18 protein-coding genes are annotated in these 26,116 nt (G+C 39.4%); 6 read left to right on the top strand and 12 right to left on the bottom strand.

The window, feature by feature from the left end:
- Positions 1-13: 13 nt before the first annotated feature.
- Both H6G57_RS01985 and H6G57_RS01980 read right to left on the bottom strand, forming a co-directional pair.
- The gene (locus tag H6G57_RS01985; RefSeq protein WP_190515599.1) at positions 14-796 is read right to left on the bottom strand and encodes a DUF928 domain-containing protein; all 783 of its coding nucleotides are present in this window, start codon (positions 794-796) and stop codon (positions 14-16) included.
- A gap of 174 nt (positions 797-970) precedes the next feature.
- Positions 971-3,706, bottom strand: a complete 2,736-nt coding sequence (locus tag H6G57_RS01980; protein WP_190515598.1) for a CHAT domain-containing protein — start codon at positions 3,704-3,706, stop codon at positions 971-973.
- Between the two features lie 113 nt (positions 3,707-3,819).
- Here H6G57_RS01980 and H6G57_RS01975 point away from each other — a divergent pair, with 113 nt between their 5' ends.
- Positions 3,820-4,593, top strand: a complete 774-nt coding sequence (locus tag H6G57_RS01975; RefSeq protein ID WP_190515596.1) for a hypothetical protein — start codon at positions 3,820-3,822, stop codon at positions 4,591-4,593.
- On the opposite strand, the gene H6G57_RS01970 is transcribed toward H6G57_RS01975, so the two are convergent.
- The 3 genes from H6G57_RS01970 to H6G57_RS01960 all read right to left on the bottom strand — a co-directional run bounded on the left by H6G57_RS01970 (position 4,590) and on the right by H6G57_RS01960 (position 9,197).
- A complete protein-coding gene (locus tag H6G57_RS01970; RefSeq protein ID WP_190515594.1) occupies positions 4,590-5,147 on the bottom strand; it encodes a Uma2 family endonuclease in 558 nt (185 codons plus the stop codon). The genes H6G57_RS01975 and H6G57_RS01970 overlap by 4 nt on opposite strands.
- 157 nt (positions 5,148-5,304) lie before the next feature.
- A complete protein-coding gene (locus H6G57_RS01965) occupies positions 5,305-7,401 on the bottom strand; it encodes a M3 family metallopeptidase (RefSeq protein WP_190515593.1) in 2,097 nt (698 codons plus the stop codon).
- Positions 7,402-7,529: 128 nt separating this feature from the next.
- On the bottom strand, positions 7,530-9,197 hold the full coding sequence (locus H6G57_RS01960; protein ID WP_190515590.1) for a serine/threonine-protein kinase: 1,668 nt from the start codon (positions 9,195-9,197) through the stop codon (positions 7,530-7,532).
- Between the two features lie 415 nt (positions 9,198-9,612).
- On the opposite strand from H6G57_RS01960, the gene pheT reads away from it, so the two are divergent.
- Both pheT and H6G57_RS01950 read left to right on the top strand, forming a co-directional pair.
- Entirely contained in the window at positions 9,613-12,066 is a 2,454-nt protein-coding gene (gene pheT, locus H6G57_RS01955; RefSeq protein ID WP_190515589.1) for a phenylalanine--tRNA ligase subunit beta, read from the top strand.
- 91 nt (positions 12,067-12,157) lie between these two features.
- Complete coding sequence (locus tag H6G57_RS01950; RefSeq protein ID WP_190515587.1) at positions 12,158-12,427, top strand: YciI family protein; 270 nt, start codon at positions 12,158-12,160, stop codon at positions 12,425-12,427.
- Between the two features lie 130 nt (positions 12,428-12,557).
- Here H6G57_RS01950 and H6G57_RS01945 read toward each other — a convergent pair whose 3' ends face one another.
- Positions 12,558-13,328, bottom strand: a complete 771-nt coding sequence (locus tag H6G57_RS01945) for an exosortase-dependent surface protein XDP2 (protein ID WP_190515585.1) — start codon at positions 13,326-13,328, stop codon at positions 12,558-12,560.
- A 502-nt stretch (positions 13,329-13,830) separates the two neighbouring features.
- Here H6G57_RS01945 and H6G57_RS01940 point away from each other — a divergent pair.
- A complete protein-coding gene (locus H6G57_RS01940) occupies positions 13,831-14,478 on the top strand; it encodes an HAD hydrolase-like protein (protein WP_190515583.1) in 648 nt (215 codons plus the stop codon).
- Between the two features lie 66 nt (positions 14,479-14,544).
- Here H6G57_RS01940 and H6G57_RS01935 read toward each other — a convergent pair whose 3' ends face one another.
- Positions 14,545-15,480, bottom strand: coding sequence for a ribonuclease Z (locus H6G57_RS01935; RefSeq protein WP_190515581.1), 936 nt, complete (start codon positions 15,478-15,480; stop codon positions 14,545-14,547).
- A 95-nt stretch (positions 15,481-15,575) separates the two neighbouring features.
- Between H6G57_RS01935 and H6G57_RS01930 the strand changes: the two genes are divergently transcribed.
- Complete coding sequence (locus tag H6G57_RS01930) at positions 15,576-16,736, top strand: SpoIID/LytB domain-containing protein (protein ID WP_190515579.1); 1,161 nt, start codon at positions 15,576-15,578, stop codon at positions 16,734-16,736.
- Between the two features lie 300 nt (positions 16,737-17,036).
- On the opposite strand, the gene H6G57_RS01925 is transcribed toward H6G57_RS01930, so the two are convergent.
- Positions 17,037-20,927: a GAF domain-containing hybrid sensor histidine kinase/response regulator gene (locus H6G57_RS01925; protein ID WP_190515577.1), complete on the bottom strand. Its 3,891-nt coding sequence runs from the start codon at positions 20,925-20,927 to the stop codon at positions 17,037-17,039.
- Positions 20,920-21,966 carry a diguanylate cyclase domain-containing protein gene (locus H6G57_RS01920; RefSeq protein ID WP_190515575.1) on the bottom strand — a complete coding sequence of 349 codons (1,047 nt, stop codon included), beginning with the start codon at positions 21,964-21,966 and terminating at the stop codon, positions 20,920-20,922. The genes H6G57_RS01925 and H6G57_RS01920 overlap by 8 nt, the downstream gene beginning before the upstream one ends.
- 397 nt (positions 21,967-22,363) lie before the next feature.
- Here H6G57_RS01920 and H6G57_RS01915 point away from each other — a divergent pair, with 397 nt between their 5' ends.
- Positions 22,364-23,665 (top strand): HhoA/HhoB/HtrA family serine endopeptidase, encoded by a 1,302-nt coding sequence (locus H6G57_RS01915; protein WP_190515574.1) that lies wholly within the window; start codon positions 22,364-22,366, stop codon positions 23,663-23,665.
- A gap of 126 nt (positions 23,666-23,791) precedes the next feature.
- Here H6G57_RS01915 and ureA read toward each other — a convergent pair whose 3' ends face one another.
- The 3 genes from ureA to ureG form a co-directional block, all read right to left on the bottom strand.
- Positions 23,792-24,094: an urease subunit gamma gene (gene ureA, locus H6G57_RS01910; protein WP_190515572.1), complete on the bottom strand. Its 303-nt coding sequence runs from the start codon at positions 24,092-24,094 to the stop codon at positions 23,792-23,794.
- 27 nt (positions 24,095-24,121) lie between these two features.
- Positions 24,122-24,970, bottom strand: a complete 849-nt coding sequence (locus tag H6G57_RS01905; RefSeq protein WP_190515570.1) for an urease accessory protein UreD — start codon at positions 24,968-24,970, stop codon at positions 24,122-24,124.
- A gap of 486 nt (positions 24,971-25,456) precedes the next feature.
- Positions 25,457-26,056, bottom strand: a complete 600-nt coding sequence (gene ureG, locus H6G57_RS01900) for an urease accessory protein UreG (RefSeq protein WP_190515569.1) — start codon at positions 26,054-26,056, stop codon at positions 25,457-25,459.
- Between the last annotated feature and the right edge of the window lie 60 nt (positions 26,057-26,116).

Genomic DNA, 26,116 nt, shown 5'->3' with positions numbered 1-26,116 from the left:
TATATTGTAGGGTTTATTGGGCAGATTGCTCTTCAGAATTGCTGACTGTTGGTTCAGGTGCAAAAGGAGCTTCTATAATCGATTCTTCTATTTTAATAGAATTGAGTAAACTTTTCCATTCCTCTTGTTGAGATTCTCGCAACTGAGCTAGGCTCATTAATGTGTCTTGCCAGATGTTTTCACGGGCATAAATTTCTACCTTTTTTAAGGGATTTTGGGTTTGTTCTAATTCATCTTTTAGCGTGGGTGTAAGCTCATTTCGCTGAATATAAACCCCTATAAAATCTTCTGTTGGCCCTAAGGGATTTGAAAGATCACAAGTAACTGCAAATGTCCATTGATATTTAATTCCTGGTTCTAAGGTTACAGTCTCAGGTAATGGAATTTTCACAATACTAGGTTCTGAAGGTAGTTGAACATTTGTCTTGTAAACAGAAACATATTTATTTTTATTGGGATTATAGATTAACTCAAATTCACCTTTTAATCCTTGGGATTGATTAAGTTTAGGAATGTAAACAAAAAAGGTTGGGTTAGCAGAAACCGTTGAGGTATTTTTACTAGGTACTAAAGCGGTCAATTTGGTATTATCTAACCCACAACTATTTCCTCGTGTTCCTCCTCCGGCGGTACTCACTGGCCCATCACCCTTGGGTGCAGGGGGAAATTCTAAACTAATTTGCAGGGGAAAATTGACCCGATTTTTAACTGGAGAAGGAAGGGTAGCTAGACTCGCTGTAACAGGCAACATCATGCCTAAAATCAGACTCAAATAACCGACAGACTTGATAACCATGAGATTATGCCTCTTTATGTCCATGAAGATGATCATAAGATGCACCATCCACAATCGAAAACCTGCATCCGATCATGATTTTCTGGAGTACGAAATGAGCAGATTATGGGGACTTATGCCTCTGAGACTGTCTTAGGAACTCAGAAGTTGCCAAGAAACTGCAATTTTCTTGATTTAATTTTTAAGTCCTTGCCATTCTCCCTGTAAGGTAAACCCTGACCAATAATAAGGCGGTATCCATTCTGAGGTTTCATTTTGCTGCATTTTAATTTGCGCTTGTCGTAAAGCGGCAACTGGAGATAATTTTTGTTCTAATATTCCTTGATAAAATTTCATCATTAATTGGGAGGTGGCTTGATCATCAACTCTCCATAAACTCACCACCACTCGACTCGCACCTGCATACATAAATCCCCTCGTTAAACTTACTAATCCTTCCCCTTTTATTTCTTGACCTAACCCGGTTTCACAGGCACTTAATACCACTAATTCTACAGGTAAATTTAAGTTAAAAATATCATAGAGTCGTAAAAATCCATTTTGAGATTTTCCGGTTTGATCGACTAAAGAAAACACTAAACCGGATAATTGAGGGTTCTCACTATTGAGTAAACCATGAGTGGCAAAATGAATAAAACGATATTGGCTGAGTTGAGGGCTGGTTGCGGTTTCTCGATTTGCTTTAAAACCAATTTCTTGTAAACTTTCAGTCTCAGGAACTAAGGCAATAATTTGTTTCGCTTCGTCTTGGGTAAAGGGTAAACGATCAAATAAAACACCGGATTCTCTGGCGGAACGTTCTAAGTCAGGGGGCAGGGATTTAATTGCTTTTGAAACAATCGCTTTTAATCGTTCATCTGTTGAACTAAAGACCGGATCAGCTAATACTGCTAACAGTTTTTCAGCCGGTTTTCGAGTTTGAGTTTCGTGACGTATAATTCCTAAAACTGAAGCCGAGGGTAACGTTACTAATTCATGATAATTAATTAAAGGAATCGGATCACCTTCGCTGTTTGTTTCTGTTAAAGGAAGGGCAGCAAACGGAATATATTGTAACGCGCCATCGGCAACAATGAGTAATCTTTTATTTTCTAAGGCGGGACTTAAAGGAAATACCATTTCCCTTAAGGTTTTCCCTGTTTCTTCATAAAGTGATTGCCGAATTCTTTTACTCGGTAAAATTAAATTTTCTCGAAAGGTTTTAACGGTTGTTTTAATTGCATCTTCTCCGGGTAAGTCATAACTTTGAATACTATTAGGAGTAACAGCCCATAAATAACTTCGGTCTTTTCCCAGGGAATATTCTAATAAAACGGTATTTTCATCTAATAGTTTTTGAATCTCTGATAAATTTAAGGGCTGAGGTTGAGTTAAGGCAGCATAATGGGGATTATTCTCCCGAATTTCAGCTAAAACTTGATTATATTGTTGCAGTAAAGCTTCAATTTCTTTGTTAATTTCCTCTTTTTGAATAATCGTATGAGACTGGCTTAAAAGTTTAATGCGTTGTGCTTCTAAAGCGGATAATTTTTGTCTTAAGGTTTGTTTTTTCTCTAAAAGTTGAGGATCAACACCAGAGGTAATTTCTCCTTGAGCTTCTGCTAAAATATCTAATAAAGAGCGGGCTTTGGCTCGTTCACTAATTTGTAACGCTTTTCCATCCCATCCTTGGTTGGGTTGTTGTTGGTTGAGTTCCATTAATAAATCAATATAAAATTGATAATAATCCTGTTTAGAGGCTAAGAAAGAAGCTCTTAAATCTTGATTTGCAATTTGTGTCCGCAAATCTTCAATAATGGTTAAAGCGGTTTCAATTTGAGCGATCGCTTCTTCAAAATTTCCCTGTTTTCGTTTAACTGTTGCGACTCGATATCGAGATAATGCTTCTTTAGGGCGATCACCGACTTCCTGACGAATCTGTAGGGCTTTGTTATAAAATTCTAAGGATTGATCTAACTTCCCTTGTTGAAAATAAACAAAACCTATATTATTAAAGGTACTTGCTTCTCCTGTGCGATCGCCAATTTTTTGCCACAGCGTTAAGGCTTGATTATAATTGTCTAAAGCGGCTTCTAATTGATTCAAATTAGCATAAATAAACCCGATATTATTTAACGTTGCCCCTTTTCCTCGCTGAATTTGGATGGCAGAATTATCGCCCAATTTTTGAATCACCTCTTCCCATAAACCTAAAGCTTGTTTATAATGATCCAGGGCAGGTTCAAACTGATTTAATGTGGATTTAACTTGACCAATATTATTTAAAATAGCTGCCACATTCGCCGGATTTCCTAAAGGCTTTACTACAGCTAAGGCTTGATTATAATAATTCAGAGCTTGTTGAAATTCCCCTAAATTAAAATAAACAAAAGCCATTTCATTCAAAGTTGCCAACTCCCCTGTTTTAAAATTAAGAGTTTGCCAGAAAGGAAAAGTTTGATTGAGAGTATCTAAGGCTTTTTGGTATTCCCCTAATTGAGCATAAATTTTAGCAATAGAAACTAAAGTTGTTGCTTGAGTTTGTTGATCTTGGAGGGTTTGAGTTAAAATCAGTAATTGATTATAACAGTTAAGAGCCTGGGGATATTCCCCTAAATTTCCATAAACAGAGCATAAAAAATTGCGAGTCATGGATTCTTGCTGAGGATTATTCGCTTCTCGCCATAAACGTAACGTTTTTTCCCACTCTTGAATCGCCTTCCGAAATCCGGCTACTGTTCCTTCTCGATATCCTTTCAATCCTTGATTAAAACTATTTTCTGCGTCAGAATTAGAATTAAGAATTTGTGCGGATTGCCATTGTTGTGCGATCGCAGGTAAAACTATTCCTGAAGCCAAAAAAGATGCCAGAATCAGGATACAAAACCAAACTCTGAAAAATTTATTTTTGCTTCTGAGTTTAGGTATCATTACTTAATTCCTACTTTAATCCCAGTGCTTAGGATTCAGCTTTAGTGATAATTTTAGCTGACTCAGTATCCGAATTACTAAAATTTTAAATTTTCTCATTCTTCTCTTAACCTATGTTCATCCTTCCACTTGTGTCTCGGTTGTTTAATTTTCTTCAATTTTCTCGTGATTGGAGACGAATTTTTATCAGTTTAATCACCGGATTTTGTTTCTTTTTAACGGTGGGATTTTTCCAACAATCTACCGTTGCTCAAGTTAATCTTGCCATTATTCAAGAAATTTTAGATGGGGATCAAGTTTTTATTCAAGATAATCAAGCTAAAGTAGAAGATAAAGCAGACTTTGGGCAAATTGTTTTAACGAAAGTATCTCGCGCTGGAGTTTTATTTAATAATGGTGCTGCGGGACGCATGGATTCTAATTCCGTTGTTACCGTTGGTCAATGTGTAGAAATAAAACAAGGAAAAATTCTCGTCAGTGGCCCTGTTAATGGATGTATTGCGGGGTTTACTGTTGGAGTTAAAGGAACAATTTATGTCCTAGAAACGATGGATGGAAATACAGGGGATATTAAAGTTTTGGAAGGGACTGTAGAGGTGAGTTCCAGTACGGGAAGTGGAGAACCTGTACAAGTCAAGGAAGGGGAAAAAGTATCGGTTTTACAAGGAATTTTAAGCGAAGTTATTCCCATGACCCCTGAAGAAATTGCCTCTATTTTATCCGGTCGATTATTCTCAGGATTTACGATTCCTGTAACTCCTGAAGGAGCATTATATTCTCTGTGTTCTCGTCTTTTACCTGGATTTAGTTGTTCCACATCAGGAATTCCCACACCTTCAATTCCGACCCCTCCTGTTCCTGTTCCAATTCCCCGTTTACCCTTCTAAATTAAAGAGTTTAACGCAATTGTAAACCCCGGAACAATTTCTTCTCCTGTTAAGGTTGCGGTTGCGGGATATTGAGTAATTGAACCATCGGCACGATACACCCAAGCTTGTTGATTTTGACGGTCAATTAACCACCCCAACCGCACCCCATTTTCAATATATTCTGTCATTTTTTCTTGGCATTTTTTTAAACTATCGGTTTTAGAGCGAATTTCTATGACAAAATCTGGCACTAAATTTAAAAATTCGTCTTCTCCTTCATCCCATCCTACGGGTAAACGTCCTTGAGCTACAAACGCTACATCAGGGGAACGAATGGCTCCATTTGGTAGTTTAAATCCGGTACTGGATGCAAAAACTTCTCCTAAATTTTCACGTTCTACCCAGATTCCTAAATAAGCGATTGCTTTCGCTTCTCGATTCCCTGAAATACCACCTGTAGGAGCCATAGTAACTAACGTTCCATCTGCATTGCGTTCAAAGCGTAAATTAGGATTTTGAGAACTAATTTCCATTAATTCTTGATCAGTTATTGTATATAAAGATGATACCATAATATTAACTTTACTCAAAATATTTCATTTAATTTATTATAGTCATTAATTCAGAATTAAGCTAATCGTTAGCTATTTTTTGATCTAAAAAATTAACCCAAACACTGATCACTGATAACTGATAACTGATCACTGATAACTGATCACTGATAACTGATTAAGCCGCGATTAAACCACTATGAATTAATAAAGGTTTTGTACTGGGTTCCCGTCCTCGGAAAGCTTTAAAGACTTCCATCGGATGTAAACTTCCCCCTAATGCTAACACCGTATCTCGGAAGCGTTTTCCTGTTTCAGAAATAGCTTGTTCATCTTCTAATCCCGCTTCTTCAAAAGCAGCAAAAGCATCAGCGCTCAGTACTTCTGCCCATTTATAACTGTAATATCCGGCAGAATAACCGCCTGCAAAAATATGACCAAAGGCACATAAAAAAGCATCTTCCGGTAGAGGTTTAATAATCATTGTATTCTCGGCAATGCGGTTACGAACATCATTAATGGTTTCACTTCCTCCCGGTTGATAACGATGATGTAATTCAATATCTACGAACCCAAAATGCAGTTGTCTTAGCATTCCCATTCCACTCATATAGGTTTTAGCCGCTAACAACTTTTGATAATAATGTTCGGGTAAAGTTTCTCCGGTTTGATAATGTTTTGCCATGCCAAATAATGTGGCTTGATCATAACACCAATTTTCCATAAATTGGCTCGGTAATTCCACCGCATCCCATTCCACATTATTAATACCAGCCGCCCCGGCATAGTCAACGGTTGTTAACATATGTTGTAACCCGTGATCAAATTCATGAAATAACGTTTCTACTTCTGTAAACGTCATTAAACTGGGTTTATCCTCAACGGGAGGGGTTTGATTACATTGTAAATAAGCCACGGGTAATCGCACTTTTGTTTCGTTATTTTCCACGAATTTAGCGCGAGTAATACATTCATCCATCCAAGCTCCACCCCGTTTTTCGGCGGGACGACTATAGGGATCTAAATAGAAGTAAGCCAGGGGATTTCCGCTTTCATTAGCGACTTGAAAATAGCGGACATCTTGATGCCAAATTGGCGCTTGACCATCGGCGGGAGTAATCACAATTCCAAAAATCCGATGAACTAATCCAAATAACCCGTCTAACACTTGCGGTAAGGCAAAATAAGGCCGTAATTCTTCATCTGTAAAGGCGAATTTTTCTTCCCGTTGTCGTTCAGACCAAAAGGCAATATCCCAATGTTGTAAATTCTGAGCTTCTTCGGCTCCTTTTGAGGCTGCAAAAGCTTTTAAATCCTCGAATTCTTGTTGGGCTGAATCATAACTGACAATGCGTAATTCTTCTAATAATGCTTCCACTGCTGCCACATTCGGAGCCATTTTACTCGCTAAACTCAGTTCAGCATAGCTCTTGAAACCTAGAATACTAGCTTTCTGTTTTTTAAGTTCTAAAATCCGTTCAATTAAAGGAAAGTTATCTAAATCTCCACTAGAAGCCCGACTAATATAACCTCGATAAACTTTTTCGCGTAAATCTCTCCTCTGACTATATTTTAAGAAGGGGCCAAAACTGGGAGCATCTAACGTAATTCGCCAGGGGCCATTTTCCGAGGTAGCAGTTTCTGAGCCTTCTGTACGGGCAGCTTGAGCAGCTAAACTGAGTAAACTGGGGGGTAAACCTGCAATTTCTTCCGGCGTTGTTAAGGTTAAACTAAAGGCTTTTGTCGCATCTAAAACATGATTAGAAAATTGAGTGGAAAGGTCAGCTAATTCTAATTGAATGGCATTAAAACGATCCCGTTCTTCTCCTTCTAATCCCACACCCGATAATTCAGCATCTCGCAGGGCTGTATTAATAATCCGTTGTTGAGCCGAATCTAATTGATCCCATTCATCGCTATTTTTTAACTGTTTAAAAGCATGATAAATGGCTTGACTTTGATTCAATTTATTGATAAACTGTACAATATTAGGCTGAACCGTTGCATGGGCAGTTCTCAATTCCGGGCTATTTTTTACACCCATTAAATGCCCAACAATTCCCCAACTCCACGTTAACCGTTCTTGTAATTTTTGCAAAGGTTCGACTAATTCTGTCCAGGTTGGTTTTACCTGGGTTTCTAAGGTAACGAGATCTTGTTCCAATTCCGTTAACAGTTGCGTTATTCCTGGAACAACGTGCTCCGGTGTAATCTGTTCAAAAGGGGGTAATCCCTGCCCCATCAGTAGGGGGTTTTCTGTGGTTGTTAGACTCATACTTCTGTTTTCTTTCATTTAGGGGGTCAAATACCTTATATGGTAAACAGAAACCCGATTTCTAGCTAGTCCCCCAAGGATTTTTTTATTCCAAAACACCGATTTTTGCCAATATCCGCTACAGTCTGTTAAAACCACCAGCACCACAATTTCCGTTTTCCATTGGGTCGAATTGTACGCCAATTCAATTTAGCCATGGCTAATTGTTCATCACTGACAATTGCATGGGTGAGATTAGCACCACAGAGATTCACACCCCGCAAATTCGCTCGATTTAAGCAAGCCTCTCTGAGATTAGCTCCTCGTAAATCAGCCCGTTCTAAATTAGCATTACTTAAATAAGCTTTAACTAATTGAGCCTTCCGAAAATTCACCTCTGTTAATCTAGCGCGACCAAAATTTGCCTCTGTTAAATCGGCTCCTTGAAAATTGCTATTACTTAAACGGGATTCATAAAAATTAGTCCCCGAAAAATCAAAATTTTCTAAATTCAAACCGCTTAATTCACAGTCTGCAAAATCACGTCTTCCTTTAACATAGGCAGTCTTTAATGTATTTTCAGTCCATTTGGGTGTTGTCGGGGGAAGACTACTTTTAGTATTATTAGAAACCGTGTCATAAATCATGGTTCTGGGAGAACCTTCCGTCGCACTCATGCCACTAACAAAAGAGTTATCATCATAAATATCCGTATCCCCACCCAAATTGCCCTGTTTTTTCTTCGCAACTCGCTGATTTCTGGCTCGAATTTGGGCAGCCATACGCTGTGAAGGTAACATCAACGAGGTATTAGGTTCATTTAAAAAAGTAGATTCATTTGTAGAATTTGTTAATTTTGGGTTAGGAGTCGAGGAGGGTTTTTGCTGCGTTACCATCCCTTCTGCTAACATTCCATAACTCGATTCAGAATCTAAAGCCCGCAGAACATCCTGCGCCGATTGATAGCGATATTGTACGGAAAATTCTAACATCCGTTGCAATATATTGACAAAGAAATCACTCACATCTAAATGGGGAAGCCACATAATTTCCCCCGTCACCGGATTACTTTCAAATGAATTAGGAGACTTTCCAGTCATTAAATAAACACAAGTCATCCCCACCGCATAAATATCACTGGCATAAACTGGACGTAAAGCCATTTGTTCAGGAGGAGCAAACCCCGATGTGCCAATAGCAAAATTAGTAAAAGCAGTTTGTCCAGTTCCCATCATGGTTGCTTGATTGACTTGATCTTTTACTGCTCCAAAGTCAATTAAAACCAAATTTTGATCAATTCGCCGTCGTAAAATATTAGCAGGTTTAATATCTCGATGAATAACTTCTTGACTGTGAATATAATTCAACAAGGGTAAAATTTCTCGCAGGAATTTTTTGGCTTGTGCCTCGTTAAAAACTCCTTTTTCTTTGACTTCTTGTTTTAAAGTATAACCATCAATATATTCTTGTACTAGATAAAATTGTTTTCCCCCAACAAAATAATCGATGAGGCGAGGAACTTGAGGATGATCACCAATTTTACCGAGGGTTTTAGCTTCCCGTTGAAATAACTCTCGCGCCATTTCTAAAATTCGGGCTGATGTAGCAGTCGGACGCAGTTGTTTAACCACACAACTCGGACGTCCAGGTAACGACAGATCCTGAGCCAGAAAGGTTGCTCCAAACCCCCCTTTTCCCAAGGGTTGAATCACTTTATAGCGATTTCTCAACAACAATTTTGAACCACAAGCCTTACACTTAATGGCATCATCTACATTTTCCGGTTGAGGGCAGGCTGGATTGACACAGTAGCTCATGGTGTTTGAGATTGCTTTGTACCAGTGGACGGAGGACTTGCAAAACCCATACTAATCGAATTAAGCCACATCAAAGAACAACATAGGAGGTTCCTGGGAACTTTGACCTGAATGTAGGCTTGGGCATCACGATTTCAATCGATCTAACTCCCGGATCAAAAAAAGTTTCTTTGTACTTCTATTATCACTCCAGAATCGTTAACTTCCGTATCAGCTTTTCCAACCTATGTAAAGATTGAGTAAAGTCTAGCTATTTTTACCGGAATACATACTTGACACCAGGATAGCAGTTAGATCGATTAAATGGGTAGTTTGTTGGCTGTTGGCTGTTGACGGTTAGCAGTTGACGGGTTAGCTGACTCGGTAACTCCGATCTTCTGTAACAATAAACTAGGAACATTGAAAGCAAACAACGATGCGTATCTCTTTAAATTGGTTGCGAGAACTGGTGGATATCCAGATGACCCCCCAAGAGTTGGCAGAAACCCTCACGGTGGCGGGATTTGAAGTTGAAGATATTGAAGATTGGCGTTCCTGGGCCGATGGAGTTGTCCTGGGAAAAATTCTACAAGCTGAACAACATCCCAATGCGGATAAATTAAGAGTGTGTCAAGTGGATATTGGGGCTTCTGAACCCCTGAATATTGTTTGTGGAGCACCGAATGCTGCATCAGGAATGGTGGTGGCTGTAGCAACCTTGGGAACTTATTTACCTAAAATTAATTTAACCCTGAAAAAAACAAAATTGCGGGGGGTTCCTTCAGAAGGAATGATTTGTTCCTTAGCGGAATTAGGACTAGAAAAAGACTCTTCAGGAATTCACAGTTTTGACCTTGAAAATCCGATTTTAGGCAGTGATGTTAGACCGTTATTAGGGTTAGATGATGTAATTTTAGATGTCACCGCAACGGCGAACCGGGCGGATGGCTTAAGTATGGTGGGAATTGCCCGTGAAATTGCAGCATTAACCGGAGCTAATTTAAGAATTCCTGAAGCGGCTGGGGTATTAATTGAACAGTCGGAACAATCTCAATCCTTATCGATTAAAATTGCTGATAAACAAGCTTGTCCGATCTATATTGGAACGATGATTGAAGGAGTAAAAATAGCCCCTTCTCCTGATTGGTTACAACGACGATTACAAGCGGCGGGTGTTCGTCCGATTAATAATGTTGTCGATGTCACGAATTATATTTTATTGGAATGGGGACAACCGCTTCATGCCTTTGATTTAGATCGTCTTAAACAAGTGACTTCCTCTCCAGATTTAACCATCGGGGTGCGTTTTGCTCAACCCGATGAATCGATTAAAACTTTAGATGGTCAAACCCGGAAATTACAAGAGCAAAATCTATTAATTACGGCTAATGATTATCCCGTAGCTTTAGCCGGAGTTATGGGAGGGGAAGAAACGGAAGTTTTTGAAGGAACCCAAAATTTACTGTTAGAAGCTGCTATTTTTGCACCGATAGCCATTCGTCGATCTGCACGGGCGCAAGGTCTACGCAGTGAATCGTCTACCCGTTATGAACGAGGGGTAAATCAAGCTGAATTAGCATTAGCTTGTCGGCGGGCAATTTTATTATTAAAAGAGTTAGCTTCTGGCACTCCAACTCGTCAAGAAACTGATAGCAGTGGCATAGAATTACAGAGTCCTGAAATTACCTTAAGATTAGATCGAATTAATCAGGTTTTAGGACAACTGAAACGGGGACAAGGAACCGCAGCCGAATCCTATTTATTACCGGAAGAAGTGGAAGGAATTCTGACGGCTTTGGGTTGTGGATTAGTCAGAGATAAAAATCGTGATTTTGTGGCTTGGAAAGTCACCGTTCCCCCCTATCGTTATCGAGATTTGGAACGGGAAATTGATTTAATTGAAGAAGTTGCCCGTCTCTACGGATATGATAATTTCTGTGAAACTTTACCCAGTCAAGGGGTATCGGGTTATCTGCCCTTAGAACAGTTAGCAATGCGACAAATTCGGGCGACTTTCCGAGGGGAAGGCTTAACGGAATTAATGCACTATTCTTTAGTGAAAACTGAAGGGGAAAATCAAGTTGTTTTAGATAACCCTTTGTTTGTGGAATATTCGGCATTACGCACGGAAATGTTAACCGGGTTAATTGATGCCTTTGTTTATAATTTACAAAATGGTAATGGGCCGTTAAATGGCTTTGAAATTGGGCGGATTTTTTGGAAAGAAGGGGATCAATATAAGGAACAAGATGCTTTAGCGGGTATTATGGGAGGCGATCGCAGTTTTGGGCGTTGGGTTCGCAGTGGTCAAGAACAACCGATGACTTGGTTTGAAGCGAAAGGCATTTTAGAAGCGGTATTTCAGCGTTTAAATTTAACCGTTGAATATAAACCGGAATCTACAATAGAACATTTACACCCTGGACGCACCGCTTCTTTATGGCTACAAGGAAAACGCTTAGGAATTTTCGGACAACTCCATCCGCAATTGTGTCAAAAACAGGATTTACCGAATCAAGTTTATGCCTTTGAATTTCAGTTATCAATATTATTAGAGGCGATGAACCGTCCTTCTAATTTAGTTCGGAAATTCAAACCTTTTTCAACATTCCCAGCATCGGATCGAGATATTGCCTTTTTCGTCCCCGTCGAAGTTCCCGTGTCCGAACTTGAACGCTGTATTACCAAAGCCGCAGGAAATTTATTAGAATCGGTGGAAGTTTTTGATGAATATCGGGGTAAAAATGTCCCGGAAGGTCAACGCAGTTTAGCGTTTCGTTTAGTTTACCGGGTGAGCGATCGCACGTTAACGGATACGGATATTGACCCTTTACAACAAAAAGTCCGAGATGCTTTAGTGCAGCAATTTAACGTTAATCTCAGAAGTTAGGTGTTTGTCCTGGGGGCGGGGGGACTTGCGGGTGGGAAAACCCCGCCCCTACAAATAACAGATAACAGTCAACTATCAACCATCAACAACTATGCCAAAATATGTCATGTTTGGAACCTATTGCGAGGATGTTCTGGAAAAGCGCGAACCCTATCGCGCAGCCCATTTGGAAGGATTAAAACAACAAAAAGAGTCGGGGGTTTTATTAACAATTGGCCCGACTCAGGATGTCACAAAGGTATTTGGCATTTATGAAGCCGAAGATGAAGCAACGGTGCGTCAGTTAGTCGAGTCTGACCCCTATTGGCAAAATGGGATCTGGACAGAATATGATGTGAAAGCCTGGATACAAGTTTATTAAGGAAAAAAATTGCGATCGCCTATCCCTCGATTTTGAGAAATAAGCGATCGCAACTTTAAATAATCAGTTTTTCAGTTTGATGGGACGGAGACAAGTTTAGAGATGTTGATGGTAGCGAGCGTATTTTGCCTTAGTGAGCTTTTTTGCGACGAGACATTGCTAAAGCAGCGCCGACTAAACCTAAACCTAAAACGGTTGTGGGTTCAGGAACAGACACATTCGTACCCACCACTTTAAAGTCAGGGCCTTTGAAATCGGCTTCGCTGATCAACCGCAGACTTTTGAACGATTTGGCATTGGTTACGCCTAAGTCTGACAAACTCAGACCGAAAGAACCTACTTGTTGAGCGCCCGTAATTTCTGTGGTATCGAGTTTATAGCCAGCGTAGTCCCATTTTTTTGAATCTAAGTTAACGACCGACCCCAATGAACCATCAGTAAACACAGCTTGAACATCCAGTTTGCTGTTTTTACCCCGTTCAAAGAACAGGAAATTATCTGCTGGTTTTGCAAAGAACAAGTCCAGGGTGAAACTGCCGTTGTCTTCTGTATCAACAATATTGCTTAAATTCAGATTTCCCAGAGAAGCAACTAAATCGCTTGCTGTGGGAGCTTCTGCTTTAATTCCTGATGCTTGATCCCCTTTATCGCTACTGGCAGCCCCAGTATTTCCTTTCGTCCAGAGGTCATTGTCGATAATATCAACTTTGTTTACGAGGGAGAAATTATTATAGGTTTTACTCTTAAATTCAACTGAATTTAAAAAGATGTCACCTTTCCACAAGTTGGCATCGGTGGAATAGTTGGTTTTGAACTTGAATCCTACTGCTTGAGCAGATGTAGCGTAAACACCTGTTAAAGCCAAGGTTGAGATTAAAGTGGTGAAGAATCTAGTTTTCATTTGGAACTCCTGTGTGTGAATATCCTACTGGTTACTGTTACCCTTAACTCTTGACCCGGTTGTTCTGGTTATCTCCCTAGAGGGGGGACATCTCAGCAACCAGAGTGATTCATACAAGCGGTTATTACTACATTAGCAAACCTTCTGGCTTTGTCACCCCATTCCCGAAAAATTCTTGTAAGTTTTACAGAACTTTTATAGTTCTAAGCTTTTATTTAAAGAATTAACCAAATTCTTGTATTTCACCGGGACAAACCCTATCTATATTATAGGAAATGGGCGGGTGATTGAGCGGATTATTATATTGTTAATATAAGAGGGTTTCCATCTCCGCAAGATCATGGATTTTTGAAAAATATTCAATCCGGGATTAAACCCCACTTTTAGAGATAATGAGGTAAATATTAATCTCTGGGTAGACATATTTATTAATCTTATACAAACTCAAATATTGATTCTATGTTGAGTGCTAATCTCAAACCCAGACTAAACCCCTGAATCTATGAATCAGATTATTATTTTTGACTTTGATGGAACTTTAGCGGATACCCTACATACGGTGGTTACAATTACCAATCGTTTATCGGGGGAATTTGGTTATTCCCCGACTAACCCTGACACTCTCGCTCAAATTCAAAATTTAAGCTCTTGGCAGATTATTCAACAATCGGGAATTTCTCTATTTAAACTGCCTTTTTTACTGAAGCGAGTGATTTCTGAGTTAAATCAGGATTTACAACAGATTGATTTATTCCCTACAATTCCTGAGATTCTCCGACAATTGCAGGAGCAGAATTATACTCTTTATATTATTACCTCTAACTCTAAAATTAATGTAATTACAATTTTATCTCGTTATGATTTAATTAATTATTTCAAGAATATCTATTCAGGAATTAATTTGTTTGGCAAACATAAAATCATTAACCAATTATTAAAACAAGAAAGAATAGAACCCCAGCAAGCTATTTATATTGGGGATGAAACGAGAGATATTAATGCAGCTAGAAAATCTAAAATTAAAAGTATTGCTGTGAGTTGGGGATATAATTCCGCCGAGGTTTTAGCCCGCCATCACCCCAATGCTTTAATTTCTCATCCGTCTGAACTGATTGCTGCTATTGAGAATGTACAGGGTTTAGACAACTGACATAATGAATGGTTAAGGGGATTGATTAATAGGGAAATTAAAGAAAAGACAGCCCTGAAGGGCTTACTACAAGGGACGGCGGGGAATTTCATGGGTCAGGAAATCATAAGCCATATCTGTATTAGGAAAAATGGCTCTGGCTTCTGTTAATAAATCATCTAAAATAATTGAATTTCCGGGAGCGTAACGGGGGCTAAAATGGGTCATCATTAACTGTTTAGCTCCGGCGGCTAATGCGACTTGTGCCGCCATTGTTGACGTGGAATGTAATCGTTGAAAAGCCATTTCTGCATCGTGATGGGAGAACGTTGCTTCATGAACTAAAACATCCGCATCCTGCGCTAATTCCACCGCCCCTTCACAAAAAACGGTATCTGTACAATAAACAAATTTACGACCGATTTGGGGAACTCCACAAAGTTCTGTCCCTCGAATCGTACGACCATCGGCCAAAGTAACCGTTTGTCCTTGTTTAAGTTGAGCATAAATTGGCCCCGGTGGAATGCCTAATTTTTTGGCTTTTTCTACATCAAATCGTCCCGGTTTATCCTTTTCAATAATCCGATACCCAAAAGCTGTCACCCGATGTTTCAAATACCCACAAACCACTTGATATTCTTCGTCTTCAAAAATCATTCCCGGTTGAATGGTATGGACTTTAACCGGGTAAGAAAAATGGGTTTGAGAATAACGCACACAGGCTTGTAAATAATCTGATAATCCTGCTGGCCCATAAATATCAATGCGTTTGGCATTTCCCGCTAACCCACAACTGGCTAATAATCCCGTTAACCCAAAAATATGATCTCCGTGTAAATGGGTAATAAAAATTCGACTAATTTGGCTGACTTTTAAATCACTACGGAGGAATTGATGTTGCGTTCCTTCCCCACAGTCAAACAACCAAATTTCAGCCCGTTGCGGTAAACGCAGAGCTATACTGGAAACATTGCGCGATCGTGTCGGAACCCCGGAGCTAGTGCCTAAAAAAGTAATCTGCATTGACTCGCTCCTTCCATCTTCAAATACGAAAAAAATATGCTATATAACCAAGGTGCAGTTCTAATCTATCCATCTTACCGGATCTGATCGCAACAATGGTTTGTTCTGTTCCTCAATCTTGGCATCCTTTAGTCTCCTTCCCCACCTCCCTACAACGGTTTAAGCGTTATTGGTGGACAACGCTGCTAATTTGGTTGTGTTGGGTAGCCCCAGCCCAGGCTCAATTATTATTACGAGTCGCCATTGAAGAGGGGGCCAATCAAGTCAAAGTTGGCAGTACCACCAAAGCCATTGTCCGAGATGGTAATGGCCAAGCCCTAGGGGAATTAGTGGCCATGGGGGGCGGTGTCGCTCAAGCAAAATCAGGAAAAGTCGCCTTGGGAAATTGGCAAGGCTCTCAACTTTGGATTGATCCAAGTAATAATGGGAATGTTTGGATTGGTAACGGTTGGTATCGGGGACGAGTGTTATTAGTGCCGAGGAATGGTAAATTAACGGCAATTAATTATGTCGATTTAGAGGAATATCTCTATAGCGTGCTGGGGGCGGAAATGGATGGCGGATGGCCCCAGGAAGCTTTGAAAGCCCAAGCGGTTGCAGCGCGAACCTACGCCCTCTACAAGCGTCAACGCAGCAATGGTATTTTTGATGTCGGGGATGACCAAGGTTGGCAAGTTTATAAAGGATTAGTTACGGAGTCTACTGGAACGGTGGCGGCGGTGAATGCTACAAGAGGACAGGTGTTAACCTATAACGGTCAAGCGATTTTAGCGGCGTTTCATTCGGCCTCTGGGGGACATACGGAAAATGTTGAGGATGTTTGGAATGAACCTTTGCCTTATTTACGGGGAGTTCCTGATTTTGACCAAGGAACCCCGGTGTTTGAGTGGACAAAAACCTTTTCGCAAGCGGATTTAAGTAAACGAATTTCGGGTGTGGGGAATATTACAACGATGACCCCGCAACGGACTTCAGCGTTTGGCAGTATTCTAGCGATGAAAGTAGTCGGCGATAAAGGGACACGAGTGATGAGTGGGGAGGATATTGCTTCTGCGTTAGGACTGCGTAGCACTCGGTTTCAAATCAGCCGTAAAAGTGGAACCACGAGTTTTCAGGTTACAGGTCGCGGGTTTGGTCACGCCGTGGGTTTAAGTCAATGGGGCGCTTATAATTTAGCTCGTGGTGGATACAATTACCAGCAAATTTTAGCCCATTATTACCGCAATACGGCTTTAGCAAAAATTGAAGTTCGTTAACCGTAGTGAGTCCTTCAGGACTCTTTTATTGATTTTAAGTGTTAGAAAGAAGCCCTTCAGGGCTTACTACTGTTAATCGTAGTGAGTCCTTCAGGACTCTTTTATTGATTTCAAGTGTTAAGAAGAAGCCCTGAAGGGCTTACTACTGTTAATCGTAGTGAGTCCTTCAGGACTCTTTTATTGATTTGAAGTGTTAGGAAGAAGCCCTGAAGGGCTTACTACTGTTAATCGTAGTGAGTCCTTCAGGACTCTTTTATTGATTTGAAGTGTTAGGAAGAAGCCCTGAAGGGCTTACTACTGTTAGCCTAAAATTAGGGTTTCTGTGACGGCTAAAATTTGATCAAATTGAAATTCATCAGCTAATTTTTTGAGGGTTAATGCTAAGGCTGAATAGGATTCAGGAATTTCCTGAATTAACTCAAAAACCCGTTTTTCTTGAGTACATAATACCGCTTCATGAAACTCTTGAATCCAAGCCGGAGGCATTAATACTAAACAATCTAAGCTTAAATCTCCCGGTGTTGAGATTCTTTCTAAATTGGAGTTTAAATGGGTTGAGGTTTGAGAGTCTGCATATTCATATTCTAGCCCTAAATATTCTGCCATTTTTTCAAAGATAATATGATCTTGGAAGGGTTTACTCACAAAATCATCACATCCGGCTTGCAAAACTTGGGCGCGTTCTTCTTTAAAGGCATTTGCTGTTAATGCAATAATAATGGGGAAATTTTCCGAGGGGGCATTTGCCCGAATGCGTCGCGTGGCTTCTATTCCATCCATAACCGGCATTCGCATATCCATCCAAATTAAATGGGGTTGCCAACTTAAGCTTAATTCTACGGCTTCTTGACCGTTGAGGGCTTGTCGAACTTCAAACCCCGTTGTTGATAAAAGTTCTACTAAAACTTGGCGATTTTCGACTGCATCTTCAACAATTAAAATCCGATAGGTGGGTTGTCCGGCTGCTAAACCCACCACAGATTTTTTAGAAAGTTGGGGTTGAATATCACAACAATCTGCCAAACCTATTTGAATAAAAAATTTAACCCAAGTTCCTGTTCCTAAGAGACTATTAACAATAATATTTCCTCCCATCATTTGCACAAATTGTTGACTGATGGGTAAACCTAACCCGGTTCCTTCTTTGGATTTTCGTCCTGTTTCTGTTTGTGCAAAGGCTTCAAATAATAAATCAATTTCTTCAGAGGCAATACCTGGGCCAGTATCCTCGACTTCAAAGGTAATTTTAATGGGTTCGGGTAAAACGTCTATAGGTTCTGAATTTTGAGCCTCCGTTGTGATAGATTTGGGAAAAATAGTGTCTTGTTTAACCCGTAAAATCACACAACCGACTTCTGTAAATTTAATCGCATTTCCCAATAAATTAATTAAGACTTGGCGAAGCTTACTTTCATCGGTTTTAATATATTGAGGTACATTTTGATCGCGTTCAAAAATCAAATTTAATCCTTTCATTTCTGCTTTTAATTCTAACATTTCTTGCAAGTTATTTAACAAGCGATAAAGATCAAAACTGGTTTCATTGAGTGTGAGTCGTCCCGCTTCTATTTTAGACATTTCTAAAACATCATTAATTAAATCGAGTAAATGTTCTCCACTGCGTTCAATAATTCGGAGATATTCCTGTTGGACAGAACTTAATCCTGAATGTTTCGCTAAAATTTGAGTAAAGCCTAAAATCGCATTCAGAGGTGTTCTTAATTCATGACTCATATTGGCTAAAAATTCACTTTTAGCATGGTTCGCTGCATCGGCTGTGTCTTTAGCTTCCTTCAATTGAGCTAATAATTTCGCTTGTTGAATGGCTACCCCTAATTGATTCGCAACTTGGGTTAATAAACTCACTTCTCTGGGTTGCCAATGACGGCTACTGGTATGTTGATAAGCTCCTAATAATCCCCATAATATTTCTCCTACAAAAACCGGAACTAAAATATAAGCTCGAATCTGAAATTGTTGTAAAACTTTGAGGGTAGAGGGGGATAAAGGGGCATTAAAAATATCATCAATAATTAAAGGCTGATGGTTTTGATATTGATCAATTTTGGGATATTTAAAATGAGTTTCTAACCATAAATTTTTATGTTCAGCTTGTTCTAAAGGAATGCCGCAGGACAGTTTAGATTCAAAAATAAATTCTCCGCGACGGTCGGATATAAAACGATAGACCACGACGCGATCACATTGTAAAATTTGTCTGACTTCCTGGGTCGTTGCACTAAAAATTGTATCAATATCTAAAGTTTGACGAATCCGATCAATAACCCGTGCTAAAGCTCGTTCTTGTTCGGCAACTTTTGCCTGTTCTTCTGAACGTTTTTGAGCTTGGGTTAAGAGTTCTGCTTGTTGTAAAGCAACGCCTAATTGAACGGCAATTTTCCGCACAAATTCAATTTCTTTTTTTTGCCATTGACGGGGAGTTGAACATTGATGAATACACAATAAGCCCCATAATTCATCCCCTTTGAGTAAGGCAACAACTAAATTTGCTTTAATTTGAAATTGAGCTAACAGTTGCACATAACAATCTGTTAAGCCTCCTTGATAAATGTCGGGTAAAACTAACACATGACCGAGGGGATAATTTTGAGCAAATCTCGCACCAAAACAATGATCTTCTATCTCAGTTTCTAAAACCGAACAAAAGGGAAATAAAACATTTTCTGAAACAAATTTTCCGTAATTCCAATAGGAATTAGGCTCAAATTGAAATACAGCCACTCGATCAGCATTTAATAGTTGACGAAGTTCAGAAGTGGCGGTTTGAAAAATCGTATTAATATCTAAAGTGCGCCGGATTTTATCAATCACTTGGGCTAAAGCTCGTTCTCGTTCTGCATCCTCCACTAAACTTTCAGCTTGACGTCGCAATTCATCGGCTAATATGGTTTCTAAATCTCGTTTTTGTTTTTCCGTTTGGGCGAGTAATTCAGCTTGTTGAATTGCGACTCCTAGTTGTCCACCAATTTGAACTAAAAACTTAATTTCTGAGGTTTCCCAATGTCGGGTACTTTGATTTTGGTAGACTGCTAATAATCCCCATAATTGTTTCCCTTGATAAATTGCGATAATTGCATAAGCTTGGGCTTCATACCGTTCTAACGCTTGAATATAACAGGTGGAAAAATTAGCTTTATAAATATTGTCACAAACTCGAAAAACTTCTCCCCGTGTAAAATCGCCCCCTTGGGTTTCTTGTAGATAGCTATCAGTAACGCAGGGATTTACTAAATATTTCAGGCTACATTGACTAATATTAGCTCCAAATTGCAAATCATATTTTTGTTCTTCAATTAAAGATTTCCATCCCTCGGCTTTAGATTCAACTAAAAATTCTCCACTCCAGTCAGCATTAAATCGATAAATCACCACTCGATCAGCTTTTAAAAGTTGACGAACTTCTTGGGTTGTGGTTGTAAAAATCGTATCCAGTTGTAAGGATTGACGAATTTTATTGATAATAGCAGCAACAGCTTTTTCTCGTTCAACAGCCTGATTTACCGCTTGGGTTAAATATTCAGACTGCATTTGCAACTTTTTAACAAATTCTGCGTGTTGTAATGCCACGCCTAAATGAGTGGCAATTTGGCGGACAAATTCCATTTCCGATTCTTTCCATTCACGGGGGCCGGAACATTGATGAATGCACAGTAATCCCCATAAATTTTCCCCTTTCAGTAAGGGGGCAACCAGATTAGCTCTAATTTGAAATTGGGATAACATTTGGGCATAGCAACGCGGTAATGGTAATGTATAAATATCATCGGCTGCCCAGATTTTGCCATAAAAATAATAGTTAATATAATGTTCTCCAAAACAGTGATCTTTGATTTTTGCCGATAATGCTGAACGAAAATTGGGTAAAACATCTTCAGATACAAATTCTCCCCATTCATATTGAGAATCAGGATCAAACCGATACATTCCCACCCGATCCGCATTCAACAATTGACGCACTTCAATGGCTGTAGACTTAAAAATACTATCTAAATCTAAAGATTCTCGAATTTTACTAATAACCGCAAATAGCGCTTTTTGTTGGGCAACTTGATAAGGTTCTGTACTCTTGGCTTTTTCGAGTTGTAATACCCGTTTTCGCAGGGTTTCAAGTTCCTGAATTAAGGCTTCTCCTGCCTCTGTATTGCTTGAAATTGGTTCGGGTTCAGACATGGGTTTTATTTAATAAAGTAACACTACAATTTCGACCTTGTTTTTTGGCTTGATAGAGGGCACGATCAGCCCATTCAATTAACAGAGAGGGACTAGATTGGCAATGAGGAATGAGACAGGTAATCCCTAAGCTTAAGGTGATATAAGGGCTGGCTTGAGATTGGTCATGAACCAGTTTTAAAGATTGTACTTTTTTTTGAATCGTTTGGGCAATTATTTCGGCTTCTAGGATATCTGTTTCCGGTAAAATAACCGCAAATTCTTCCCCCCCATAACGAGCAACTAAATCTGTTGTCCGGGGAATGGCTTGACTAATGGCTTGGGCGATCGCGCGTAAACAATCATCTCCGGCTTGATGACCATAAGTATCATTATAGGATTTAAAGTAATCCACGTCACACATGATTAAAGCCAGGGGTTTTTGTTCCCCACAAAGTTGCATCCATTTCTGTTGTAAATAGTGATCAAATTGCCGTCGATTTGCGGTTTGAGTCAATCCATCTAAATGGGCTAAACGTTGTAATTCTTGATTGAGTTTTTGGAGTTCAGATTGAGATTCTTTGAGAGCAATTTCAATTTCTTGTCGAGCTTTAATTTCTTGTTGTAATCGTTCATTTTTTTCTAAGAGTTGTTGATGTTGAATTCGCAAGGTCAAATGATTTTTAACCCGGACTAAGACTTCTTCAACTTGAAAAGGTTTGGTAATATAATCAACGCCTCCAACACTAAAAGCTTTGACTTTATCTAAAACATTATCCAAGGCACTAATAAAAATAATGGGAATTTCGGCAGTCATGGGATCAGATTTGAGAGCTTGACAAACTTCATAGCCATCGAGATCCGGTAATTTAATATCCAAAACAATCAAATCCGGTGGAGCAGCTTTAGCTGTTTTTAATGCCATTACTCCTTTTGTCACCCGTCTGACTTCATATTGATGTTCCATTAACATCGTTGATAATAGTCTTAAATTATCGGGTTTGTCATCAACTAATAAAATACTTCCTAGGGAAGATTGCGAATTTGCAAAATGAATCATTATAAACGGCCGGGAACAGGTTACAGTAAATGGGGAACAAGTTAATATGTGAAATTCGAGGGCCTAAAAAATCAAAAAATTGATTATTGATCGTTGCGTCTATTTTATCAGAATTCTTAGCCGTTGATTAAAAGATGGATGTTTCTGATGATATTAAGGTCAAGGGGAATAGACCCCCCTATTGAACCGTTAACCGTATCACTCAGTAAGGATTTTAATTAAAAATCAGTAATTTTACGGATTGTTTTTCCCCTCTAAAAGACTCAAGCTCTCCAATTTTCATGGAGATGTCATATCTCTGCCACAAGGATGTCATACTCGTCCTATATCTTAAGAAATATCAGGGCAGACAGAAACCAGTCCAATCCCTGAAACCCTTATAGATGAGGTATTAAATATGAAATCTGATTTTGATCCTGTAAATTCTTTAGAGTCCCGTCGTTTAGAGTGGACAGACCCATCTCACCCCACTCCCCAACGCCCTCGGACACAATCTTTAAAGTCGTTATCTTTAATCTTATTAGGAACTGGGCTAGGAATTGCGGGGGTGTCCTTTGCCCATCAACTGCAACAACGCCCTCAGACCACCTCCCCAACGGTAACTGCTCCCGTACCCCCGATGTCGATGCCAGCCCCGGTCAATTCTATGTCGGGAACTATTGCCGATCCTGACCTGATCACTTCTGTTGTAGAACGCTTTGGGCCGGCTGTTGTGCGGATTAATGCTACAAAAACCATTGAAAGTCAGGTTCCTGAACAGTTTAATGATCCGTTTTTTCAACGGTTCTTTGGTTCCCAAATGCCCAATTCTCCTAAACAGGAAATCGTTAGAGGTTCAGGGTCAGGATTTATTGTTAATTCTAATGGTCGAATTATTACCAATGCTCACGTTGTCGATGGGGTAAAAAACGTTTCTGTTGTCCTTAAAGATGGTCGTCAATTTGAAGGAAAAGTGATTGGAAGTGATCCGGTTACGGATGTTGCTGTGGTTCAAATTGAAGCGAATAATTTGCCAACGGTTTCATTAGGCAATTCAGAGGCTTTACAACCGGGGGAATTAGCGATCGCTATTGGCAACCCTTTAGGATTAGATAATACTGTAACAGTTGGTATTGTTAGTGCTACAGGTCGTTCAGGAAGTGAAGTTGGAATTCCTGATAAACGAGTTAGTTTTATTCAAACCGATGCTGCTATTAATCCAGGGAATTCTGGGGGGCCGTTACTGAATCAAAAAGGTGAAGTGATTGGGATGAATACGGCGATTATTCAAGGTGCCCAAGGGTTAGGATTTGCTATTCCGATTAACCAAGTTCAACGTATTGCGGATCAAATTTCGACGACAGGAAAAGTCGAACATCCTTATTTGGGAATTCAAATGGTAACGCTTTCTCCTGAAGTCAAAGAAAGTTTAAATCAAGATCCCAATAGTCCGATTAGTGTGAATGAAGATCAGGGGATATTAATTGTTCGAGTCATCCCCAATTCTCCTGCTCATCAATCAGGATTACGCGCCGGAGATGTCATTATTCAAGTGGATAATAAACCTGTCCTGAAAGCCGATGAAGTTCAACAAGCCGTTGAAAATGTAACGGTCGGAAGTTCGTTAAGAATGCAAGTTCAACGTCAAGGTCAACCGTTAAATTTAGAAGTAAAAACCGGAGCCATCCCCACCCAAGAATCAGTAATCAATAATCAGTAACCAGTGTTCAGTTATCAGTTATAGTGCTACTTGAAGAGGGAACAGGGAACAGGGAACAGGGAACAGTAAGAACTGATAACTGGTACAGACGTGCCATGGCACGTCTCTACTGATAACTGATAACTGTTAATTAATCGGATCATGAACCGTTACTAATTTTGTACCATCGGGAAAGGTCGCTTCCACCTGGACTTCATGAATCATTTCAGGAATGCCTTCCATGACCTCTTCCCGCTTTAAAATTGTTTTTCCATAACTCATTAATTCAGCAACGGTGCGTCCTTCCCTAGCGCCTTCTAAAATCGCTGCTGTAAGATAAGCAACGGCTTCAGGATAATTCAATTTTAATCCTTTTTCCTTGCGCCTTTCAGCTAATAAAGCAGCCGTAAAAATTAAAAGTTTATCTTTTTCTTGGGGAGATAATTGCATAAATAATCCTTGCGGAATTTTAACGAATTAAATTTGCCAAACACGAGGTTTAGCGATCAATTGTCCGGTATAATTTTGACGAAGTAACCGCCAAACATCCGTAAACCAGTCTATCACCTCTTGGGTCGAATTTCCCCGATAGCGACAGAGTAATCCTGATATTAATTGCGTTACCCCAGCTTGGCTAGAAGTTTCTCGCTGTCCCCACAGTTGTCGTATACTTTGAATTAGCTCTTCTGAAATAGGTTGTCCAACCCAAGTTAAGGTAGCAATTACAGGTTGTCCTCCTAAACCATGAGGACTATTTAATAAATCTTCATGGGCTATAAATCCCTGTCGATCAATCCAAAGTGGACGGTTATTTTGCCAGATTTCTGTACAGGATTTCCACTGTCCTTGGGTGAAGGTTTCTCCCCGTGCTGTTCGTCCAAACCGCGTGATTTCCCATCCTAAATAGCACCCAGAAGCAGCTAAATTAATTTCTATATTTTGGCTAAAAATTGCCCCATTAAAAATGATACTTTCACGGGGAATAAATTCTAAATAGGCATTTTCTTGAACGTCAATTTTAATATTTTGTTGGCTGATTTCTCCCGTACTGCGGTATATTTTACTGGCGGCTGGTGTGGTTAAAACAACTTGAGTTTCCGGCTGTAAATTAATCTTTTGAGATAAGCGATCGCCGCCTACAATTCCTCCAGCAGTATGTAAAATAATACTGTGACATATTGCTTTTCCTTCAGGATAGAAAGAACGCTGAATTTTTAAGGGTGCTTGGCTATAAGCTTTAACTAATTGGGTAGAATCACCAATTTTTTGATAGTCTAATTCTAAAATACCATGCCATTGAGAGAGATTTAGTTCTAAATTACTCATATCAATCTTAAACGTAGTAAGCCCTTCAGGGCTTTCTTATAAACGATTTAATACCAACTACAATCTCCATTTATTCCCTATTCCTTTCAATCTTAAACGTAGTAAGCCCTTCAGGGCTTTCTTATAAACGATTTAACACCAACTACAATCTCCATTTATTCCCTATTCCTTTCAATCTTAAACGTAGTAAGCCCTGAAGGGCTTTCTTACAAATAATTTAACACCAACAATCTCCATCTATTCCCTATTCCTTTCAATCTTAAATGTAGTAAGCCCTTCAGGGCTTTCTTACAAATAATTTAACACCAACTACAATCTCTATTTAGTTCCTATTCCTTTAATTTAATCAGTTATTAGTGTTAGGTTTTGGTGGGGACGGATGGAGGAGAAAGCCCTGAAGGGCTTACTACTGGATCAGGATGGAGGAGAAAGCCCTGAAGGGCTTACTACTGGATGAGAATGGAGGAGAAAGCCCTGAAGGGCTTACTACTGGATGAGATGGGATTTAATAAATTTAATAATAACATCTAGTCCTTGTTTGGTTTTTAAATTGGTAAACACAAAGGCTTTATTTCCTCGCATTTTTTTAGCATCTCGTTCCATGATGTTTAAATCTGCACCAACTAAAGCCGCTAAATCTATTTTATTAATCACTAATAAATCTGATTTGGTAATTCCTGGCCCTCCTTTACGGGGAATTTTATCTCCGGCTGCGACATCAATTACATAAATCGTAATATCGACTAATTCCGGGCTAAAGGTTGCAGCTAAATTATCACCGCCACTTTCCACAAATAAAATATCTAAATTTTTAAATTGGGTTTCTAATTGTTCGATAGCGGCTAAATTTAATGAGGCATCTTCTCGAATAGCTGTGTGCGGACAACCTCCGGTTTCCACCCCTAAAATGCGATCACTTTCTAAGGCTTTAGAACGAACTAAATATTGAGCATCTTCTTGAGTATAAATATCATTGGTCACTACTGCCAATTGATAGGAAGTTCGCATTTGCTTACATAAAGCATCAACTAAGGCTGTTTTCCCTGAACCGACAGGCCCCGCAATTCCAACTCGTAACCCAGACATAAAATTAATATAAAATGACTATTTTAATTATACCAGAAAAATCAGGACTTAATGCTTTAA

Origin of the sequence: Planktothrix sp. FACHB-1365 (genome assembly GCF_014697575.1) — a bacterium.
Lineage (GTDB): Bacteria > Cyanobacteriota > Cyanobacteriia > Cyanobacteriales > Microcoleaceae > Planktothrix.
Note: the sequence above shows the minus strand (reverse complement) of the source record. Positions and strands in the feature narration are given on the sequence as shown.

Excerpts from the sequence above, each read along its gene's own strand:
- H6G57_RS01985 (WP_190515599.1), bottom strand. The coding sequence starts at position 796 with ATGGTTATCAAGTCTGTCGGTTATTTGAGTCTGATTTTAGGCATGATG.
- H6G57_RS01980 (WP_190515598.1), bottom strand. The coding sequence starts at position 3,706 with ATGATACCTAAACTCAGAAGCAAAAATAAATTTTTCAGAGTTTGGTTT.
- H6G57_RS01975 (WP_190515596.1), top strand. The coding sequence starts at position 3,820 with ATGTTCATCCTTCCACTTGTGTCTCGGTTGTTTAATTTTCTTCAATTT.
- H6G57_RS01970 (WP_190515594.1), bottom strand. The coding sequence starts at position 5,147 with ATGGTATCATCTTTATATACAATAACTGATCAAGAATTAATGGAAATT.
- H6G57_RS01965 (WP_190515593.1), bottom strand. The coding sequence starts at position 7,401 with ATGAGTCTAACAACCACAGAAAACCCCCTACTGATGGGGCAGGGATTA.
- H6G57_RS01960 (WP_190515590.1), bottom strand. The coding sequence starts at position 9,197 with ATGAGCTACTGTGTCAATCCAGCCTGCCCTCAACCGGAAAATGTAGAT.
- pheT (WP_190515589.1), top strand. The coding sequence starts at position 9,613 with ATGCGTATCTCTTTAAATTGGTTGCGAGAACTGGTGGATATCCAGATG.
- H6G57_RS01950 (WP_190515587.1), top strand. The coding sequence starts at position 12,158 with ATGCCAAAATATGTCATGTTTGGAACCTATTGCGAGGATGTTCTGGAA.
- H6G57_RS01945 (WP_190515585.1), bottom strand. The coding sequence starts at position 13,328 with ATGAAAACTAGATTCTTCACCACTTTAATCTCAACCTTGGCTTTAACA.
- H6G57_RS01940 (WP_190515583.1), top strand. The coding sequence starts at position 13,831 with ATGAATCAGATTATTATTTTTGACTTTGATGGAACTTTAGCGGATACC.
- H6G57_RS01935 (WP_190515581.1), bottom strand. The coding sequence starts at position 15,480 with ATGCAGATTACTTTTTTAGGCACTAGCTCCGGGGTTCCGACACGATCG.
- H6G57_RS01930 (WP_190515579.1), top strand. The coding sequence starts at position 15,576 with ATGGTTTGTTCTGTTCCTCAATCTTGGCATCCTTTAGTCTCCTTCCCC.
- H6G57_RS01925 (WP_190515577.1), bottom strand. The coding sequence starts at position 20,927 with ATGTCTGAACCCGAACCAATTTCAAGCAATACAGAGGCAGGAGAAGCC.
- H6G57_RS01920 (WP_190515575.1), bottom strand. The coding sequence starts at position 21,966 with ATGATTCATTTTGCAAATTCGCAATCTTCCCTAGGAAGTATTTTATTA.
- H6G57_RS01915 (WP_190515574.1), top strand. The coding sequence starts at position 22,364 with ATGAAATCTGATTTTGATCCTGTAAATTCTTTAGAGTCCCGTCGTTTA.
- ureA (WP_190515572.1), bottom strand. The coding sequence starts at position 24,094 with ATGCAATTATCTCCCCAAGAAAAAGATAAACTTTTAATTTTTACGGCT.
- H6G57_RS01905 (WP_190515570.1), bottom strand. The coding sequence starts at position 24,970 with ATGAGTAATTTAGAACTAAATCTCTCTCAATGGCATGGTATTTTAGAA.
- ureG (WP_190515569.1), bottom strand. The coding sequence starts at position 26,056 with ATGTCTGGGTTACGAGTTGGAATTGCGGGGCCTGTCGGTTCAGGGAAA.